Annotated in this window: 15 protein-coding genes; 4 read left to right on the top strand and 11 right to left on the bottom strand. The window is 36.9% G+C overall.

Annotation, left to right across the window (positions count from 1 at the left end):
• Together Q0Y70_RS06060 and Q0Y70_RS06055 are read left to right on the top strand one after the other, a co-directional pair.
• The coding region (locus tag Q0Y70_RS06060; protein WP_297818214.1) for a D-2-hydroxyacid dehydrogenase at positions 1-849 on the top strand (849 nt) is incomplete at its 5' end.
• 167 nt (positions 850-1,016) lie between these two features.
• Positions 1,017-2,615 (top strand): ABC transporter ATP-binding protein, encoded by a 1,599-nt coding sequence (locus Q0Y70_RS06055; protein WP_297818210.1) that lies wholly within the window; start codon positions 1,017-1,019, stop codon positions 2,613-2,615.
• Positions 2,616-2,792: 177 nt separating this feature from the next.
• Here the strand turns inward: Q0Y70_RS06055 and Q0Y70_RS06050 are convergent, their stop codons facing one another.
• On the bottom strand, positions 2,793-4,319 hold the full coding sequence (locus Q0Y70_RS06050; RefSeq protein WP_297818207.1) for a glycoside hydrolase family 30 beta sandwich domain-containing protein: 1,527 nt from the start codon (positions 4,317-4,319) through the stop codon (positions 2,793-2,795).
• 239 nt (positions 4,320-4,558) lie between these two features.
• A complete protein-coding gene (locus Q0Y70_RS06045) occupies positions 4,559-5,614 on the bottom strand; it encodes an AI-2E family transporter (RefSeq protein WP_297818204.1) in 1,056 nt (351 codons plus the stop codon).
• A gap of 148 nt (positions 5,615-5,762) precedes the next feature.
• On the opposite strand from Q0Y70_RS06045, the gene Q0Y70_RS06040 reads away from it, so the two are divergent.
• On the top strand, positions 5,763-5,975 hold the full coding sequence (locus Q0Y70_RS06040; RefSeq protein ID WP_297818201.1) for a DUF3923 family protein: 213 nt from the start codon (positions 5,763-5,765) through the stop codon (positions 5,973-5,975).
• A 27-nt stretch (positions 5,976-6,002) separates the two neighbouring features.
• Here the strand turns inward: Q0Y70_RS06040 and Q0Y70_RS06035 are convergent, their stop codons facing one another.
• Both Q0Y70_RS06035 and Q0Y70_RS06030 read right to left on the bottom strand, forming a co-directional pair.
• Complete coding sequence (locus Q0Y70_RS06035; protein ID WP_297818198.1) at positions 6,003-6,860, bottom strand: aldo/keto reductase; 858 nt, start codon at positions 6,858-6,860, stop codon at positions 6,003-6,005.
• A gap of 87 nt (positions 6,861-6,947) precedes the next feature.
• Complete coding sequence (locus Q0Y70_RS06030; protein ID WP_297818194.1) at positions 6,948-7,832, bottom strand: alpha/beta hydrolase; 885 nt, start codon at positions 7,830-7,832, stop codon at positions 6,948-6,950.
• Positions 7,833-7,997: 165 nt separating this feature from the next.
• Here Q0Y70_RS06030 and Q0Y70_RS06025 point away from each other — a divergent pair, with 165 nt between their 5' ends.
• Positions 7,998-9,755: a 1-deoxy-D-xylulose-5-phosphate synthase gene (locus Q0Y70_RS06025; RefSeq protein ID WP_297818190.1), complete on the top strand. Its 1,758-nt coding sequence runs from the start codon at positions 7,998-8,000 to the stop codon at positions 9,753-9,755.
• Between the two features lie 105 nt (positions 9,756-9,860).
• On the opposite strand, the gene Q0Y70_RS06020 is transcribed toward Q0Y70_RS06025, so the two are convergent.
• The 7 genes from Q0Y70_RS06020 to Q0Y70_RS05990 form a co-directional block, all read right to left on the bottom strand.
• Positions 9,861-12,935: a mucin-binding protein gene (locus Q0Y70_RS06020; protein WP_297818187.1), complete on the bottom strand. Its 3,075-nt coding sequence runs from the start codon at positions 12,933-12,935 to the stop codon at positions 9,861-9,863.
• Between the two features lie 395 nt (positions 12,936-13,330).
• Positions 13,331-15,637: a mucin-binding protein gene (locus Q0Y70_RS06015; RefSeq protein ID WP_297818183.1), complete on the bottom strand. Its 2,307-nt coding sequence runs from the start codon at positions 15,635-15,637 to the stop codon at positions 13,331-13,333.
• Between the two features lie 307 nt (positions 15,638-15,944).
• Positions 15,945-18,773 carry a DEAD/DEAH box helicase gene (locus tag Q0Y70_RS06010; protein ID WP_297818177.1) on the bottom strand — a complete coding sequence of 943 codons (2,829 nt, stop codon included), beginning with the start codon at positions 18,771-18,773 and terminating at the stop codon, positions 15,945-15,947.
• Positions 18,774-18,868: 95 nt separating this feature from the next.
• Positions 18,869-19,678, bottom strand: coding sequence for an alpha/beta hydrolase (locus tag Q0Y70_RS06005; RefSeq protein ID WP_297818217.1), 810 nt, complete (start codon positions 19,676-19,678; stop codon positions 18,869-18,871).
• Positions 19,679-19,741: 63 nt separating this feature from the next.
• Entirely contained in the window at positions 19,742-20,569 is an 828-nt protein-coding gene (locus Q0Y70_RS06000) for an exodeoxyribonuclease III (protein ID WP_297818172.1), read from the bottom strand.
• Between the two features lie 93 nt (positions 20,570-20,662).
• Positions 20,663-20,962, bottom strand: a complete 300-nt coding sequence (locus Q0Y70_RS05995; protein WP_297818166.1) for a HigA family addiction module antitoxin — start codon at positions 20,960-20,962, stop codon at positions 20,663-20,665.
• Between the two features lie 18 nt (positions 20,963-20,980).
• The gene (locus tag Q0Y70_RS05990; protein WP_297818163.1) at positions 20,981-21,265 is read right to left on the bottom strand and encodes a type II toxin-antitoxin system RelE/ParE family toxin; all 285 of its coding nucleotides are present in this window, start codon (positions 21,263-21,265) and stop codon (positions 20,981-20,983) included.
• Positions 21,266-21,448: the final 183 nt, after the last annotated feature.

The following is a 21,448-nucleotide window of genomic DNA, read 5'->3' as shown; positions in this document are numbered from 1 at the left end:
TTAGACTACACTCCAGAAACTCTTCAAGCATTAGCAGACGCTGGCGTAACTAAGATGTCATTACGTAACGTTGGTGTCGACAACATTGACATGGACAAGGCTAAGGAACTTGGCTTTGAAATTACTAATGTTCCAGTTTACTCACCAGACGCTATTGCTGAACATGCTGCTATTCAAGCTGCACGTGTATTACGTCAAGACAAGCGCATGGACGAAAAGATGGCTAAACGTGATTTACGTTGGGCACCAACTATCGGCCGTGAAGTTCGTGACCAAGTTGTCGGTGTTGTTGGTACTGGTCACATTGGTCAAGTATTTATGAGAATTATGGAAGGTTTCGGCGCAAAGGTTATTGCTTACGATATCTTCAAGAACCCAGAACTTGAAAAGAAGGGTTACTACGTTGACTCACTTGACGACTTATACAAGCAAGCCGATGTAATTTCACTTCACGTACCAGATGTTCCAGCTAACGTTCACATGATTAACGATGAATCAATTGCTAAGATGAAAGACGGCGTAGTTATCGTAAACTGCTCACGTGGTCCACTTGTTGATACTGACGCTGTAATTCGTGGCTTAGACTCCGGTAAGATCTTTGGTTTCGTAATGGACACTTACGAAGATGAAGTTGGTGTATTTAACGAAGATTGGGAAGGTAAAGAATTCCCAGACAAGCGTTTAGCTGACTTAATCGATCGTCCAAATGTTTTAGTAACTCCACATACTGCTTTCTACACTACTCACGCAGTACGTAACATGGTTGTTAAGGCATTTGACAACAACTTGAAGTTAATCAACGGCGAAAAGCCAGATTCTCCAGTTGCTTTGGACAAGAACAAGTTTTAATCAGAATTAACTAAAACTATAAGCTAAGTCAAAATAAGAGCACAAGTTTTCACGCTTGTGCTCTTTTTGCATTCTTTAGTTTAATTACATTTTAATTTAAAAATATATTGCTAATATTATTTTCATGAAGTACTATCTTAAGTATATTTATTTATAGGAGATAGTGAATGAGAATATACTTTAAACAAAAGAAAGCTCTATTTATTTTTGTATCGACATTAATTATCATAAATTCCTTATTTTCAACTTTAGCTGGGTTAGCAAGTGCAAATGCCCTAAGCGAAGTTGCTAAAAGAAATGGCAAGCAATTCTTCATTTGGGTTGCAGTCATGGGTGGAGCCTATGTTAGTTATGCAATCGTGGGATATCTAATAACTATTTTTAAAACTAAATTAAAACAAGAGATTGATCGCTTAATTAGAAAAAATATCTCTCAACGTATGGAAAAAACTGACTATGAAGGCTTCCATAAACAAAAAGTCGCCACTTATACTTCTTGGATGACTAACGATATCACCACCATCAACAACTATGGAGTTGATAATTTTATGATGATCATCCAGCAAATCAGCGAGATCATCTTTGGTGCTATCACTTTAGCCTACTTTCAAATCAGTTTGGTTATTACGGTTGCTGTCTTGACTGTAATCATGACAATTGTGCCTAATTTATTCTCTAAATGGATGTCAAGTCGTTCTTTAGAATTAACCCATGCCAATGAACGATTAGTTAATAAGATTAATGATATCTTGGAAGGCTTCAACGTCTTATTTTTAGGTAATGCCTTACGATTAATTACTAAAAAAATCGACCAGGCATCCCTTGATGTCCAAGACCATACAGTCGATTATGCAAAAGCGGCTGGACTTACTCAAGCAGTCACAAATGGAATTGCCTTTTTAAGTCAGGTTATTATCTTAGCTCAAACCGGTTTTCTTATCTTACATAATTTAACGCCAGTTGGTACTGTTAGTGGTGCACAATACTTTGCTGGAACAATCTTTGCCGAATTAAGTGGAATTAGTTTTAACTGGCAAGAATTCAAGACCGTTAAGCCGATTTTGAATAAATTCAACAAGATCAAGGCTCAAGATAAGATAAAAGATAATCAAGATCTTTCTAACCAGCAAAAGACTGTTGCAGCCAGCGACTTGTCATTCAAGTATCCAGATGCAAAGAAAGATGTATTTAATAATTTGGATCTTAATTTTGAAGCTGGCAAAAAATATATTATTGTCGGCGATTCAGCCGCTGGTAAAACAACACTGCTCAATCTTCTTAGTGGCTTGTTGAGACAATATCAAGGTAAACTTTCACTAGCAAATATTGATTATAAGTCGCTTTCTGACAAGCAGTTACATGACGTTATCGGCTATGTTCAACAAGTGCCGTATATCTTTGATGCATCCTTAAGGTGGAATTTAACTTTGGGAGAAGATTATCCTGATGCACAATTAAATGAAGTCATTCGGCAAACTGGGTTAGAGCCCTTAGTTAAAGATTTAGCCGGTGGCTTAGATGGTAAACTTGATGTTAACAAATTATCTGGCGGACAAAAGCAGCGAATTTCTTTTGCGCGCGGATTATTGAGGGATAAACCTATTTACTTACTCGATGAATTTACGTCTTCATTAGATAAAAAATCGAGTCTTGAACTAGAAAAATTAATAATGAACAAGCCAAATACTACTGTCATTATGATCACCCACCACTTGCATGAAGTAATTGCACAAATGGCAGACAAAATTGTTAGTGTGGGAGAATGATTTTTCCCATTTACGATAGATTGGGACACTTATATCTTTTTGGTTATTATCCGCTTACCAATAACCATCGTTTGGGAATTATTTATGTTTTTAGCCATTTGGCTCGATAATAAAATGTACAAAAAATATCACAGCAAATAAATAAGAGCACAAGTTTTCACGCTTGTGCTCTTATTTTTATGCCAAATTTGCTTTCATTGGATTCAACTTAAACGTCTCATCTTTACCTGGCTTACTTTCATTAATCGGCTTATTTGCCTTATGCAGCGTTACCGTCCCATATGCTGGCACAGTAACATCTTGCCACTTAGCCCCAAATTGATTAATCCTTACTGTTGCTTTTAACTCCTGATCAGTTGGGTTATAAATCTGTGCACTAATTTCATCATCAGGTCCTAAAAAAGCAACTGAACTTAAGCCGCCATAATACTTGGTCCCCAAAATATTGGCATAATCGCACTTCATATATGACGATGATTCAATTACTGTAGATCCATTTTCAACATCTTGAGTAAAATTGCGCAACATATAATATTCTAGATTACGCATCACTTGCCCAGTCTTGTGGTTAATTGTAATAACGCCGCGTCGGCCAGTTGAACCAGCAATATTCGGCAAACCTCGTTCATCCAAAGCAAGATTCCAAAGATATATCGATGAAATTCCCTGCCGCACTAAGTCGCTGCCAATCATCCCCATCATAATATGAGAAGCATCAGCAACAGTCTCTTTCATCATGCAGCGTCTTTCAGTCATCGACACCTCCCAATTGGGATTAAATCTCTTGGCCTGCACCGCATTTTGATAAGGTCCAACATAGGTATGAAAGGCAAAGCCTGAAAATGCATTTTTTGCTACAGAATCGATATTTTCACTCAAGTTCTGTTGCGTAACTTGGTCCAAACTACCATCCCACAAATAAATACCAACACTCGGAAAGCTTACATCAAGTGCCGGACGCAGATATTTGTAGCCAAACTCAGTGAGTTGCCGCATCGTCCAGATCATTGCAGGCCATGGCGTTGGACAGTTAGGTTCATTTTGAATTGCCAGGTTATGAATCGGAATCCCTAATTTTTGATAAGCTTCAATAAATTTTATAAAATATTGGGCATAACACTTAAGTAGGTCATGGCGAGCAATATCATCCCTAAAATGCCCACCATTCGTCATTTCCTTGGTATCTTTCATCCAAGCAGGTGCTGACCATGGTGTAGCTAAGATCTTGACTGCAGGATTAATTTTCAAAATTTCTTGAAGAACTGGCACAATATACTTTAAGTCCTTACTTGCACTAGGACTGCCGACCTCACCTTCTCCAATTGAAAAATTTTTCAATTCTAAATCTGGCTTATCATATGGTGCATCATCATAAGAATAGTATTTTGTCTTAGATACTTCGCCTGATCCAAAGTCACACGATCCCATCGGAAGACGAATCAATGAAAAATCACCTTGATCTGGTTCAAATAATTCCGTAAGTAGCGCATGTCTTTGACTAGGTGTTTGTTTCCAAATTAAAGATGCAGCTGCATCAGTTAAAGCAGCTCCCGCCCCAATCCAGTTTTGCTTCTTAATTGACGGATCAATAATAATTTTGTATCCTGCACCAGCTTGATCGTGTTTAGTCGGTGTGTCAATGTGAGATCTCTTTTCGCTGAGATCGCCAGCAGTTTCAGTCCAAAATTCGTATTGATAAGCCATAATACATCCCTCTTTTAATAAAACTCTCTTAGCTTTATTTTAAGCTGCTATCTTAAAAAATATAAGTTTTTTAAACTCGTAAACAAAATGAGCACCTTTTCGTGTAATAAATAATGTGGGGTAAAAATTCATTACAACCATTTCTCAAAATATTAGTCTTAATCTCAATCTCGTATTGGATATTACATCCCCACAACTTCATTATCCACTTTTAAAAAGAGGACGTTTTTACGCCCTCTTTAATTTTTATGTTTAATTTTTAGTTTCTTCAAATCAATCGGTTTCTTCTTCAAAGGCTTAATATCTAAAATATCAAGCAAGAATGTAAAGATTGGCACTCCAACAATCAAGCCCCAGATTCCCCAGAAATGCTCACCTATCAGCAAGACGACAAAAGTGTAAAAAATTGGTAGCTCTGTTTTGCTCGACATAAATTTGGGATTCAAGATATAAGCTTCAATTGCATGAATCACCATAATGATGATAAAGATATAAATTACATCTTGGATACCACCAACCGTATAAGCAACAATACTTAGCGGAATCAGCGAGATAATTACTCCGGCCACTGGAATTAAACTCAAGATAAAGACCATCAACCCCAAAGCAATAATCTGCGGCATTTTCATTACTACCAAACAAATCATCGTCAAAACCGTGTTACAAATAGCAATGAAAAACTGTGCTTCTAAGACGACACCGAAGGTATTAACGAATTTTTTACCAAAATAATGAATATCTTCAAACAGCCAGCTTAAGTATCCCGTTTTCAAAAATGATTGCGAAAACTCATGCATTTGCTTTAATTCAATCGTGTAAAAGAAGCTCAAAATTAGCGACATGAAAAAGGCTACGGTTACAGAACCAAACCCAGTCAGAGCGTGAATTGCAATCCCCATCCCTTTTTTGACTTGAGTTGTGATCTCACCTTTACTTACATAGTGGTTTACATAGCGCATTACCCCGTCCATATCATTAGACTGGTAGAACTTAATCACTGAGTCAACAACCTTAATAGACTGCTTGATCAAAACTGGCATATAAATCGTAATACCAAAATAAATCAGTCCAATTAATAGCAGATAAGTAACTGCTACTGTAATTTGTGATGGTATTTTAGGAATGTGTTTTTTTACTAATCGAACTAAGTGAACGATTAAGTAAGTAAAAATAAATGTCAGTAAAATCGTATTCATCATTGATCTAGCTTCATAAAGGATGAAAATCAATAATGCTAATACGACCAACCGCCTTAAAGGAACATTTTGTTTAAAATTCTGCCAGGCTTTTTCCATATCTGTCTTCTTTCTCACTAATAAAGCATACTAGCTAAATTATACGCCATCATCTATATAAATAAACCATCTCTAGTTCGCTATATATGACAACTTTTGCAAAAGAGTGCTATACTAAGTTTGTATATTAAATGAAAGCGTTTTATAGATGAAATTATGGTGGAGTGCCAATCTTTATTGGCTAATATTATTAACTTGGGGCAGTTTTAAATTAGGAAATTATAATTTTGACACAAGTGAGCTAGGTGAGGATTTATCACGTGCTCTAATTGCTGTTGTAGTGATTGCGGCAGCGTTAATGATTGCTGAATTTCAGTGGGCTTGGTATTACTGGCTAACTAATCACAACAAAAAAGGCTAAGCGCATGCTTAACCTTTATTTTTTTATTTAAAAATCAGTCTTATCTGGATCAAGTGCAATTCCAGTTGAACCATGAAGTTCGTCTAAATTCTTCATTTCTTCATCGTTCAAATTAAAATCAAACACTTGAGCATTTGAAGCAATATAATCAGCATGAACTGACTTGGGAAGCGGAATAAATCCGTGCTGCAATGACCAGCGAATCAAAACTTGAGCTGGCGTTTTCTTATGATTCTTTGCCACACCAGTTACCATTGGATTAGAAAGCAAGCCTCCCGTTCCTAGTGGACTATAGGCTTCATTGAAGATTCCTAAGTCATCACAGTATTGAGTCACATCCAGTTGTAAATCACTTGGATTTAAATAATTTTGATTAATTGCTGGTGTGATTTCGGCAGTTTTTAAAAGCTGCTCTAAATGATGCTTTCTAAAATTAGACACTCCAATAGCACGAATCTTACCTGCTCTAACTGCCTCTTCCATTGCGCGCCAGCTTTGTGCATTTAACTCAGCCCAACTGTCGCGAGCCATAATCGGATTTGGCCAATGAATTAAGTAAAGATCAATATAGTCTAAATCCAATTCTTTCAAGCTCTTATCAATAGCTTGTTTAGTTAGACGATAACCATGATCAGGATTATTTAGCTTAGTAGTAATAAATAATTCATGGCGGTCAATTCCGCTTTTTTTGATAGCTCGTCCGACACTTTTTTCATTACCGTAAGCAGCTGCAGTATCGATATGACGATAGCCTGCATTAAGAGCGGTTAATACTGAGCTTTCTGCAATTGCACCGTCAGGAGCTTGCCAAGTACCAAAGCCAATAATTGGAATATCTACACCATTATTTAATTTATATGTATCTGTTAAAGAATGAAAAGTCATAAATTATTCTCCCTTTCATAGAATCTATCTCGCTTATAAGCTTTAGTATACAGACAAATTATGCTTTTTATGTGAAGAAATAACTGCCTAATCCCATAAAAAATTGATCATGCGTCGTTCAACTACTCGATTAAAAGTCAACCGACCATGTTCTGCCATTCTTCCTGTTAGCTGCAATACCTGATAGCTTTGTGCATTTCTCATCAAATATCCCAATGATAAAGCAGATTGTGTAGTAACTACTCCATCACTTGAATTTCCTGTATTGCCCACTACATTTAAAACTTGTAGATGCTGAACATTTGCTGGATTAATTTTGGTTAATTGCCGATAGCTAGAGTTCATCTTATTGGGTTTGCCGTTAATAACTTGCAAGTTTGCTGGCTGATGAAGGTTATCTGGGATATTTGAATATTTTACTCCATCAAATGGTCCCGCAATCGTCACCATCTTATTTACTGGTAGTAAATCCTTGTTCTTATTTTGAGCAAGTAGGTAATACATCATCGAAATATTTCCCAGGGAATGACCCACAAAATTAACCTGCTTAAAATGATATTTTTGCTTCAAAGCTAAAACGACATTCTCACTATAACGCCCAGCTTTTTCATAATCTAATTGGATATTATTAATGTAGTTAACCATGATAAGCGGATTTTTGGCATTTTGTGCAAGTTGTCCAATCAACTTAACTTTACCATCTGCGTTAACATCAGCACGGATTACTGAATTTGAACTAGCAGAACTTAGTGCCGCATTCACCATGTGCTGCTCACTATGATAGTTGCTCAGCATCCCGTGAAAAAACAGAGTCGGCGTAGAATTGATCTGATAGGCAAACTTTTCATGGGGTCGCATCGAACTAATTGAGGCTTCTGGTTTGGTTTTAGGTCCTACGCAAGCTGTCAAAAGCGCTGTAAAGAGGATTAAAATTAACAATCTAAATTTTTTCATATAAACAAAATAAGACATTTTCTCTCAAAAAGCTATTATCTTTGCACTTCCTTAACAAAATTTCCCGGGAAATATTGTTGCTATACTTTTTCAGTATTCAGTTTTATAACCAGGAAACATTGTATTTATTTTTAAAAATGACTTACAATTAAGAAGTAAGTTTTAATAGAAAAGGTGGTTAATATGAACCAACATCCAGATTATATATTAAATAAGATTTCTAATCCTCAAGACCTTAAAAACTTAGATCTTGCTCAAATGAACCAATTAGCTCAAGAAATTAGAACTTTAATTCTTGAAAAAGACTCTGTCGAAGGTGGACACTTAGGTCCAGACCTCGGAATCGTGGAAGCAACCATTGCTTATCATTATGTTTTTGATGCACCTAAAGATAAGATTGTCTGGGACGTTTCTCACCAAACTTACCCACACAAGATGTTAACCGGGCGTGCTTACGGCTGGCTTGATCCCGATCGCTATGAAGACGTAACCCCTTATTCTAATCCTGAAGAAAGTCCATATGATTATTTTGCAGTCGGCCACACTTCAACTTCAGTAGCCTTAGCTACTGGTATGGCAAAAGCACGTGACATGTTAGGCGGCCATGAAAACATCACAGCCTTAATTGGAGATGGATCATTGACTGGCGGCTTAGCATTTGAAGGTTTTAACAACGCTGCTATTGAAAAAGGCAATTTAATCATCGTAGTTAACGATAACCAAATGTCCATTGATGAAAACGTCGGAGGTGTCGTTACTGCTCTTAAGAAATTGCGCGACTCTAACGGTCAAAGTCCTGACAACCCATTTACTGCTATGGGATTTGACTACAAATATGTAGCCGACGGCAATAATTTAGAAGATATGATTGCAGCTTTCAAAGCAGTTAAAGATATTGACCACCCTATTGTTTTGCACATCAACACTTTAAAGGGTAAAGGCTACCAACCTGCTATCGATAATGAAGAAGCCCACCACTGGGTATTGCCATTTGACTTAAAGACTGACAAGACCACAGTGCCTGCTGCTAAGACGCCAAACGTCACGACTACTGTGATTGACCTATTAGAAACTCACATTAAAAACAATGAAAAGATCTTAGCAATCAACGCTGCTATTCCTGGGGTCTTTGGTCTTGATGAAATTAAAAACAAGTATCCAGAAAACTACAAAGACGTCGGAATTGCGGAACAAGAATCTGTTGCTTTTGCTGCAGGTGCAGTCAAAGAAGGGATCATTCCTGTTTTGCTTGAAAATTCCACTTTCTTACAACGTGCTTATGACCAATTATCACACGACGTTGCAGCTAACGACTTACCAGTTGTGATGGTTGTCGCTGGTGGCGGAATTTCAGGTGGTTCTAAGACTCACTTAGGTATTTTTGACAACACAATGATTGCCAACTGGCCTAACTGGGAGTACTTAGCACCAACAACTTTGAATGAAATGAAGTCCATGTTCAATTGGGCAGTTAAGCAAAGAAGGCATCCCATTGCAATTAAGTCTCCAGTTAACGCAGTTCCTGAAGGTAAAGTGGTCGACGAAGATTATTCGACTATCAAATACGACATTAAACGTGGCAAGCGCGTTGCAATTATCGGATTAGGTGACTTTTACCAACTAGGTGAAAAAGTCCGCGAGGAGCTTAAAAACAGCGACATCGATGCCAGCTTAATCAATCCAAAATCAGCTGCTCATTTAGATAAAGAAGCATTAGATGACTTAAAGCGCGACCACGAACTTGTAGTTACGCTTGAAGACAACAGCTTAGCAGGTGGCTTTGGTGAAAAGGTTGCTAGCTTCTATGGTCCTTCTGACATGAAGGTTATGAACTTTGGTGAAAAGCGCGAATACACTGACTTAGAATCAGTTGCTTCAATTTACAAGCGCAACCACTTAAATCCAGACCAAATCAGCAAGGATATTTTGGATGTATTATAAGTAATTGAAAATTAAATATTTTAAGATAACAAAAGAGCACTCACGCGAGTGCTCTTTTATTGTATATACCCTATAAACTTAATATTTACTATATTATATTACTAACTAATTCCTTTTTCTTCTTGTACCTGCTAATGTCATCACCCCGGTCAATCCGATTAATGCTAAACCTGCAATGGCAGCGGCAGAATCATTTTGGCTCCCAGTTTGTGGTAATTCATTTTCTGAACTTGTTTCTTGTTCTGCTTGCACAGGTGCGCTTTCGTTTTGAACTGAAACTGGATCAGCAACTTGACTAGTTTCTACTTCAGGAGCATCTGGAACATCTTGCTCATGTGGCATAACTGTTTCAGGTTCTTGAGGTTGTTCTTCATTGCCTTCTGGCTTAGTTGGAACATCTTCGCCATGAGGTGCTGGAATATCTGGTTCAGTTGGAGTTACTGGTTCTGGATCAGGAGTTGGTTGTGGCTGTGGTTGAGGTTCTGGACTTGGGTTAACTGGCTTATCTGGAGTCACTGGAACTTGATTCTTAGTAAAGTGAACAGTCACATTAGTGTCACCATTAGTATTGTTAACCTTAGTTTCAGAAACGTTGCCATCTTTATCTACGCTATAAAAGACCTTGCCTTCTGTAGTGACTTTATCTACATGATAACCATCGATACTTGGAGTAGCTACTTTGTCAAAGCTACCATCATTCCAAGTAAGTGGAGTAGTCCATTCACCGGTTACTTTATCTAAGACTCCTTTACCAGTAAGAGTAACAGTTTGAGTAACCTTATTAGAAATTGACTTACCATTTTCGTCAACATAGTTAACTGTGCGAGTAATGGTCTTAGTTAAGTCAGTAGTGGTTGTCTTATCTGGATACTTTGGACTGGTTGGATTATTAGGATTAATTGGTTGACCAGGCTTGCCAGGGTTTTCTGGAGTTACTGGAACTAGATCATGAACAAAGTGTACTTCAAAGTTATTACCGTCTTTAGTGAAGGTTTCATTACCATCTTTAAAGTTGTTAGAAACTAACTTGTAGCCCTTGTTTCCGTAATCAGTAATTGAGCCTGCAGTCTTGTAGTCGATAGGGTCGCCGACATTACCCTTGAATTCATCCGTCTTTAAAGTGGTCTTAGTTGTGTCATCAATGTAGGTAACCTTACCATTTGCAGCAACTGCATCTTTAGTAAAGTGAACGTTAACAACAGTATTGCCATCTTCATGAGTGACCACAGTTGATGAAACATTACCGTTAGTCTTATCGACGTTGTAGAAAATCTTGCCATCTGTAGTGACGCCAGTTACGTGGTAGCCCTCTACTTTTGGAGTATTAACTTCTTTGAAGCTGCCGTCTGCCCAAGTTAATGGAGTAGTCCATTCACCGGTTACTTTATCAAGCACGCCTGCACCTGTCATGGTTGCTGTTTCTGTAACACTTCCGGCAATTGATTTACCATTTTCATCAACGTAGTTAACTACGCGACTTACAACATGGGTCAAGTTAGCTTTGTCAGTGCCTTCTGGATACTTTGGACCTTCTGGATCTGGGTCATTAGGATTAATCTTATCGCCTGGAGTATGTGGATGTTCTGGATCTACTGGAACTAGGTCGTGTACTAGGTGAATTTCAAAGTTGTTGCCTTTTTCTTGGAACTTTTCTTTGCCATCTTGGTAGTTAGTAGAAATTAACTTGTAGCCTTTGTTTTCGTAATCAGCAATCTTATTAGCACTCTTGTAGTCGATAACTGCACCAATTTGACCCTTAAGTGGATCAGTAGCTAAAGTCGTCTTAGCTGTGTCATCGATGTAAGTAATAGTTCCTTGAGCTTCATTAGAGTAAACATAAGTTACAGTATAACCAAAAGTAGTAAATTTACCTTCAGTTGCACCTAAAACTTTCTTTAAAACATAACCGTTAATATCTTTTTGTTCACTCTTCCATTGGCCTTCTGGATACCAGTTCTTTGCTGCATTTAGACCATCATTTGCTTGATCAGGGTTATTTTTGTTATAAGCAATTGTTACTGAATCAGCTAATTTATTGCCTTCTTCATCAACATAATTAACTGTTACTGGTTTGTTTTGTAAGAACTGAACATGAACCATTGTTTCCAAGCGATTAGTTTTGTCAGAATCTTTGTGGTTATTGATTACACCAATGAAACTAAAGCCTTGTTTAGTATAACGATCATTCATATTTTTAATGATCTCTTCAAAATTATTTTGAGCATAGGTATCTTTAGTTAAATCAATATTTACACCATCTTCAATTTTTGCCCAGTTGATACCATAGTCAGTTCCTTTACCACTGATTCCAGAACCACCACCATCTGGCAGACCTTCTTGAGCAGTATCAGCAATCTTTTTATAGACAAATTTAATAACCATGGTATTTGGATTATCTTTAGTTGAGGTTTGAGTGATTTCTTTTTCAACTACTGGATCAGATACCAATTCATAGCCCGGAATATTAATTGCTCGAGCCATAACTTTAGAATTTTCAATTCCATTTTCTTCATGATAGATACTTTGAGAAGTTGAGTGGTTAGAAGGATCAGTAAAAGTAGTTAATAAATTACCTTCAGTATCAACGTATTCAACTTTTGTTGGTGCTAAAGGTGCAAAGTGAAGAGTGATGTCAACATCATGTTCTGGCACTGTTATATCTACATGGGAAAAGGCCGCATTTGAGCTTGTAAGACCACTCAAAGCTTCTGGATTCATTAACTTATAACCAGCCCAGCTAGTATAAATTGTAATTTTTTCACCTGGTTTAAAGTCGCCTTGCTTACTACCATAAAGGCTTTGTCCAGTTGAATCATCAATACCAACAATATTAACTTTTACAGTTTGCTTAACTTCATCTTTTTTAGCAGCTTCAGTTGTTTTATCATCTTTTGCAACTTGAAGTTGTTGAATTTTAGAATCTGAAGTGTTACTGCCTTCAGTTGTTTGATTAGCTTCTTGAACTTTTAATTGTTGTTGTTCAACTTGCTTTTGCTTAGCAATTTCTTGAGCAGAACCATCATCTGCTTTATTAGTTACATCGCTGTCAGTATTAGTATTTTCAGCAGCTTGTGCTTTGTTATTATCAACACTTAAAAAGCCGATTCCGATTAAGACGGAGGCAGCTCCGACAGTTAATTTACGAATTGAAAAACGTTGAACTTGCTTGTGGTTAAACATAATACATACTCTTTCTAAAATAATCCTGGGTGCTAATTGGATTCTTTATTTATATTTCTATTAATTTTCTGTACATATTTATAATAACATTCGTTATTTTTAATACAATATTCTGTTATGTTATTTAACTCTTTTTTGTCATTTTCGAATTAGCATTACTGATATATCAGGCTTAGTTGTTTAAAAAATTAATATATTATTTTGTAATTAGTGACACAGCATCACTTTTATTCAACCTATCAATCATTAAAACTATTATTTGTTATTTAAAAAGAGTTATAAAGTGTATTTAAGCTAAAAAATATAGAAAATTTTGGTTTTACATTTAAAAACGAATCAAAAAAATCCAACTCGCTTAGAGCTGGAATTTTTCATTTATACTTACTATTTAATTATTAACCTCTACGTCTTTTCGAGATTGTATACCCTGTTAGACCACTTAATCCAATCAGTGCCAATCCTGCTAAAGCAGCGGCTGAATCATCCTGACTACCAGTTTTTGGCAACTCACTTGCGTGAGGAGCAACAGTTTGAACAGGTTCTTGTTTTGCATCTTTAGTTGAAACAAAACGAATTGCAGTTCCATAAGTTAGCTGAGTAGCATGCGGCTTTACCGTTTCTGTTACTTCAGGCTCTGGCTTAGTTGGAACGTCTTGTCCATGAGGAGCTGGAATATCTGGTTGGTCTGGAGTGTGAGGTGTATTAGGTTCAACTGGATTCGTTGGTGTAGGTTCAGGTTGCGGCTGAGGAATTGGATCCGGATCAGGAATTGGCTGAGGTTGAGGAGGCACTGCACTATAAGTAACAGTCTCAACTTCATCCCTAGTTGCAGGGATTGCTTCAATTTCTGATTTATCAGCTGTGTAACCGGAAATTTCGGGGCTAACTACTTTTTCATAAGTACCCTTACTCCAATCACTGTAAGAAATCTTATCAGTCACTGGATCAGTTGTCTTTGTTCTGGTCAAAGTAACTATTTGCGTTTTGTCATCGCTAGCTTTTTTGCCATCGGCATAAACGTAATGAATCGTCCGTGTTACTGTCTTAGTCTCAGTTTCAACTTTTGCGGCATTCTTTTTATAAGTAACTGTGACGTTCTCATCTTTAGTGGCCGTTTCACGTGAAACTAATTTTCTATCTGGAGTGTAACCTTTAATTTCAGGACTCTTTACTTCATCATAATCACCGCTGCTCCAGTCGCTATAACTAACTTTACCATCAAAAGTTGTCGTCTTAGTCCTAGTCACAGTAACTGGTTGAACCACATCTTTGGCGGCTGGTTTTCCATCTTCATAAACATAGTGGATTGTCCGAATCAAGGTTTTGCTTTCTGTTTTAACGACATCGTCGTTTTTATCATAAACAAAATTCACGACGTAATTATAAGCAGTAAACTTACCTGAAGTTGCGCCTTTGGTCTCAACTAAGTGATAGCCGTCGATCTCTTTGGCCTTGGCATTCCAATTACCTTTGGCATACCAATAATTCTTGGGATCCACCCCATTATTTGCTTGGTTTGGGTTGTCTTTATTGAATGAAATAGTTTCACTAGCGGCTAGTTTTTTACCATTTTTATCAACATAGTTAACCGTGACATTTTTATTTGGAACTAAGTGAATAGAGGTCCCGGTAGAATAAATATTGTAGTAATCCTTGTTGTAGACCTTGCCGTTAGTACCTAAATAGCTAAAGCCTTGATTGAGGTACTTATTAATTAAATCAGCACTCTTTTTTTCTACATCGCCATTATCATGTTCATAGGTAATTCCGCTGACGCCCTTTGTTGTGAACATCCCTGGCAAAGTCTGCCAACCACCATTAATTTTAGCGCCGACATCTTTGTTTTCATCAGGTAATTCCATATCCGCATTAGCCGTAACTTTTTTATATTTAAAAGTAACCACGACATAGTTAGGATTACCTTTTTCTTGAACTTGTCCGCTTACTTTACCTTCGACTGTAGCATTTGTATCTAGCTTATAGCCCGGAATATCAATAGCATGCCCCTCATACTTGGAAGCATCAGGTGCTGTCTTATCACCAGCTAGGTATTGAGGACTTGCAACAGTTGAAGAGCTATTCAGCATAATAAATGAAGCCAAGACTTTATTAGTATCTTCATCGATATATTCAAGTTTAATGTCAGCTAGTGGCACATAATGTAAGGTAAGATTTACATCTTTGCCATCAATTTGATAATTGCCATCTTTGCCTAATTTAAAATTGTTCGTTACATCTTGAGGATTAACTAACTTATAACCAGCAATTGGTTGCAACAAATTACCGATAACAGTCCCAGTTTTACCAGAAAAATCGCCATCTATGCGATCACCACGGCTGTAGCTGATCGGCTTATTATTTAAATCATCCCAAGTATCAATGTGAACTTTGTAGACTGCATCAGGAGCCTCAAACTTTTTAGTTTCAGCTTTTTGATCAGCTGGCTGAGTTTTTAAAGTTTGTTGGGCTGCTTGCAGCTTTACCTTAGCATCAGAATTTAAGCTCGGTTCAACTTTTAAGGTTTCCTCTTTAGCAGGAGCCTCTTCTTTTTTAGTAACCTTCTTAATTGAATCATCACTATTTTCAGCTGCCTGAACTTGCTGGTTAGTATTTAAATTTAAAAAACTAATTCCAATTAAGACTGAAGCCGCACCGACACTTAATTTTCTGATCGAAAATCGATCCAACTTTTTATCAAACATCTTCATTAACTCTTTCTTATCTATGTCTAGTGCTTAAATCGATAAGTTAATAATCTTTATATAATTATCATAACATCTGTTTCTTTATCAATAGTAGAGGGTAAGAAGTTATTTAATTATATCTACTAAGATTTATTCCTGCCAAATTAATATTCATCACTATTTTTAAAATAGTGATATCAAAAATAATTTGAATTTCTTGAGTCAAATCGATGCTTTTCTATTCACTTTAAGCTTATTGATCGCCAGTAAAAGAAAATTTTGTTATTAAAAAAGAGGATATTTGGGTTTAATATCCTCTCTATTCTTATTCAATGAATAAAATATCGCGCATCTGGTGCGTTAATTCATGCTTTAAAACAAGATCCATCCCGACCGCATCTTTACCCTTAAGACCAACTTTTTCCTGCTTAACACTAGAGCGATCTATTTTTGCTTGCCCTAAATAATAAAAGCCCTTGCCATCGCTGTCACTTCTTTTGACAAAAACAAAAATTGGCATCTCTGGACTTAATAACTTCTTGACCTCAGGTGAATCCAGTCGCCGCGGACTTCTCGTATACCAGCGCATCACTCGCCCATCTTGAAGCTGGTTATTATAGACACTGCTGCGTTTTTGCAAATCTTCATTATGATAGGTAATAAAAATCGGTGTCTGCTCATCTACGCGATAGCCGTACATTGGGGCACTGACATCTAACTTCCAGTTAAGCAAGTGACAGACATCTTTTCGATCATAGCGCTGATAAAGCGTAAATAGCTCTTTTTGATCGTAATTCTTGCTTAATTCTAATCCCACATCAATGCAATCAAAAAATAACCTTTTAAATTGTTCATTAGTTAGTAGCTGACTTAAATTAGAGCTTAACTCATACCCAAACAAGTTCTTTTCGATCAAGCTCTGATCGCCATATTGAGCTTTTTTAGTCGTCTTTCCTGTTTTCACATTAAAGAAATCTAGATTCAAAAAGTTTTCGACTGATTCAATTACTTCATCATTTATATAGGCGCCTTGTTTTTGCAAAAGCTTCACGTACTCGTCTTGACTAACAGGCTTTTTCACAGCCAGACTTTTTAAGAGGATCAATTCATGCACACGCTTGCCCAGTGCTAATTCTTTTGTCAAAAAAGTTAAAACTTGGTGTGCGTAGCTTGTTAATTCGACCTCTTCGCCCATCTTGAGTAAAAAATCACCATAATTTTTGAAGCTAGAATTATTGATAAAGACCTCTGGACTAGTTGAACCATAGTGCAAAAAGTCTATCAAGAGTGGAACACGTCCTAATTTTTGCTTCAATTCTTGGTAAGATTCACGCAGCTGAATCATACTATCAAGTTTAATTTTTTCAAGCGAGTTTAAAATTTTCTCACTAGCAACTTGTGAAAAGTTAATTGTTGAAACACCTAGTAGTTGCGGAATTTTTACTTCGCGAATTGCCTGCTCGCGCAAGCGCGTCGTATCGTGATTGAGAGCTAGTGGAATCAAATAGTTATTTTTGTAATTACCGATAAAATCAATCACTGTCGTAAAGTCTTTACCCGGATACTTACGCAGCCCGCGCCCTAATTGCTGAATAAAAACAATACTCGATTGGGTATTACGCAGCATCACAATTTGGTTAAGAGAAGGGATATCAATGCCTTCATTAAATAGATCAACTGTAAAAATATATTCAATTTTCCCTTCTTCAAGCTCTTGCACGACTTTTTGACGTTTAGTTTCGCTATCGTCATTAGTCAATGCCTTAGCTAGATGCCCTTTTTGAGAAAACATTTTCGCTAAAGTTTGCGCTTCTTGGCGTCTGCTACAAAAAACTAATCCGCGAGCTTGCTTGCCGCAGTAGCCATAATAATCCAGCTCTTTTAAGATATAAGCTACTCTTTTTTCATCTGTTAAAAAACGCAGATCACTTGTTTCGTCAATACTTTCACCATCTTTTTCATAGTCTTGTACACTAATATAGTGAAAGGGAGTGAGCATGTTTTCCTGTAAGGCAGCTTTGAGGCGAATTTCATAGGCTAAATTATAGTCAAAAATTCGATACACATCCTGCTTATCCATGCGTTCAGGAGTTGCAGTCATTCCTAACCAAAACTCCGGCTTAAAATAATTGAGCACCTTTTGATAAGACGGAGCAGCTGCGCGGTGTGCTTCATCAATCAAAATGTAATCAAAAGCATCGGGTTCAAATTTTTCCAAATTCTGCTTTTGACTCAAAGTTTGGACTGTCGCAAAAAGATACTTCTTATCTAGATCTTGCTTTTTGCCTGTCAGCATCCCAAACTCATCATCTTTTGCGCCGATCACATGTTTAAAACTAGCCATCGACTTCTTGGCAATTTGCTGGCGGTGCACAATATACAAAAAGCGCTTCGGTTTATACTCTTTAACTGCAAATGCACCCAAATAAGTCTTCCCAGTCCCAGTTGCTGAAACAACGAGACCACGTTTTTGCTTATTTTTAACCAAAGCCTCCAGCTGCTTTAGGGCAGCTTTTTGCATTTGATTAGGGTGAATTACTTTTTTACTTGCTTTAATAAAAGAGGCATTAGTCCTTGGCTTCACCCAATTAGCACGATATTCGTCAAGCCACGTCTTATTTAATTCAAAGCTATTTGTGAGAGCTGAGTTTAATTGGGCTTTAAGCTGCTTAGTTAAGTTAGCGTTTTGGCTGCTAGCAACTTTGAGCGCTAATTCAGAATTAACAAGCAACGCCGAGCGTGTGAAGTTGGCACTACCGATAATGATTTCTTGGTGATCTCCCTGATCAAAATAATAACCCTTAGCATGAAATCCTTCTTGTTTACTAATCCTCACTTCGAGATTAGGAATTTTGGCAAGTTCATCAAACACTTTAGGATCGTTAAAGCCCAAATAAGCACCTGTAATTAAAGTACCTTTTATTTGTTTTCTTGCTAAGTCTTGCATGACCAATTTAAATGGGGTCAAAATATCCGGACTAATAAAAGCTACACTCCAAGTAAAGCTGCGACAGCTTTCCAAAGATCTACGTAATTCAAACCAAAGATTATCTATCTTATTATTGGTTAATAGTTGCGGCGTGAGCTCTTGTTGAGCGGGAACTTGATCATCATATAAGCCATTTAAAATTGAATTTTGCAGTAAATTATCCATCTAGTTCTTCCTTTGCAATAAAAAAGCACCCTTTCAAGTGAAAGAAGTGCTTTGTGGATAAGTTAAAATAACTTGCTTTTTTCAGTTATCCACAGCTATTTATTCCACAAAAACTTAATTATAAGTTTATCCACTTGTGGATTTTCATGCAAGGCTGAGTGTCCCGCTTTTTTACCTGTAATGATAACCGTCCGATAAGACTTAGCGCGATCCTTTAGTAGATATTTTAAAGATAAAGAAGAAGCATTAGGAACAGTCCCATCAGTGTGATGTCCAAGATTTCCAACAATATTTAAAACTTCCACCTGATTTTTAGGATAAATATAGCGTGCTGTCGTCATCGTCTTATAAGTGGCATTCATGTGGTTAGGCTTACCATCTTTATCGAGTTTTAAATTTGCCGGCTGACGGATACTTGCAGGAAAGTGTCCAAAATTCAGACCTGCAAAGTGACCAGCAATATCAACTTGCTTTTGCAGTTGTGGCATTTGTTTATTTTCACCGTTTTGAAGCATGTAATAAATAATGGAGATATTACCTAAGGAATGCCCTACCATGTTAATTTTCTTAATACCATATTTTTTCTGCAAAGCTTTGACTACATTAGTCGCATATTGACCATGCTTTTGATAATTGACTTCACGATTATTTTGATAGTTCACTTCACAAATTGGGTTCTTAGCGCCATTAGCCCAGCTGCCATGTAAAGTAACTTTTCCGTCAGCTGCTACATCAGCTCGAATCACGCTGTGAGTCACACCTGCTTTTTCAGCCGCTTGGACCATGTGCTCTTCAGCGCGATATGAACTTCCTCCACCATGGAAAAAGAGTGTCGGCGTTGAGGTGATTTTGGGGTTCGAAGCTTTACTTTTTGCTTTATTTTGGCATCCCGTCAAAACTAACATCAAAACTAAAATTGGCAAAATAGCTAGCCAATCCCTTTTTCTATTTTTCATTCTTGTACTCTCTTATAAATCAATTTCTAACATCAAAGGACAATGATCCTTACGATCGCCAGTATCAATCATTTTAGACTCTTTAACCTTGTCCGCAATTCGGTCAGAAACAATATAATAATCAATTCTCCAGCCTGAATTGTTTTGCTTACTAGTGCGTACTCTTTGAGCCCACCACGAATATACTCCTTCGACATTGCCGTGGACTTTTCTGAAAGTATCGGTAAAGCCTCCATCTAAAAGTGCGCTAAAGTCGCGTCTTTCTTCATCAGTAAAGCCCGCATTGTGGTGGTTATTTTGTGGGTGCTTTAAGTCAATTGGAGTGTGGGCTACATTGTAGTCGCCACTAGCAATCACTGGCTTTTCTTTGTCTAATTTTTGTAAGTATAAACGATACTTTTCATCCCAGACTTGACGATCCTCAAGTCTGCGCAATTCATTACCAGAATTAGGCGTATAAACTTGGCTAACAAAGAAGTTGTCAAACTCTAAAGTGATAATGCGCCCTTCATCATCCATTGGCTCAGGTGCATCAATTTTAGGATACGTAACTTTTGGTTGATACTTATTTTTATATAAAAACATGGTGCCAGCGTATCCTTTACGTGCAGGCTCGTCAGATGAGCGCCAAACATAGGTATAGTCTGGGAAAAGCTCAGCTAATTTTTCTTGGTGTTTTTTGGTTGGACCAGTTGAACGCAGCTTAGTTTCTTGAATTGCGATCACATCTGGATTCTTTTCTTTAATGGTAGTTAAAACCTGACGCGTTTCTTGGGCACGGTTAGAGTCACTAGTTAAGGCCGCATTTAAAGAATCAATATTCCATGAAATCAAAATCATATTTATCTCTCCACTCTCACTATTTTTCTAATATATTATACCTTTATTTTAGAGCGCATAGAAAAAGCAGCTCGATGGCTGCTTTTTGAATATTTAGGCAAAAGTTATTTGATGAATTTGAGCATATTCAGCTGCATTTTTTTGTTCCGCATCTCTTAAATCTATATCATTTTGAATATTTAGAAAATATTTTGGTGATACACCGAATAATTTTCCTAATCTAACGGATGTATCAACAGTAATTTTACGCTTATCGTGAAGAATATCTTGGATTCTAGACGTTGGAACATCAATAGCTTTTGCAACGGCATAAGCAGATAAGTCTAACGGATTCATAAATTCTTCTTTTAAAACTTCACTTATTTTTGGTGTAGGTAGCGTACTCTTAAACATAATTATTCCCTCCAAATATTAATGATAATCAACAATCTCTACATTAAAGAAATAATTAGGCATCTGTACAGTAAAACAGATTCTATATTGATTATTAATAGTAATACTATATTGGCCCTTTCGATCTCCCTCTAATTTTTCTAAATGATTAGCCGGCGGAATTCTCAAATCATTGATATCATTTGCAGCATCCATCATCACGAATTTTCTAAGGGCTATTTTTTGAATGCTTTGGGGCAATTTTTTTGAAAATTTCTGATGATATATTTTTTCAGCTTCTTTATCAGCGAAGGTTTGTATCATGGCTAACATTGCTCCTAATTTATTAGTACCTAAATTATACCTGCATTGCATGTATATGTAAAGCAGGTATAATATCCCATTAGAAAAAGCAGCTCGATGGCTGCTTTGATACAATCCCACTAAAGTGGACGATTGAAATACATAAAGTATTCAATTATTCACGGAGGTGGGATTTTTCTATGT

It is taken from the genome of uncultured Lactobacillus sp. (genome assembly GCF_947367085.1).
Lineage (GTDB): Bacteria > Bacillota > Bacilli > Lactobacillales > Lactobacillaceae > Lactobacillus.
This window is presented reverse-complemented; position numbering and strand designations above follow the sequence as displayed.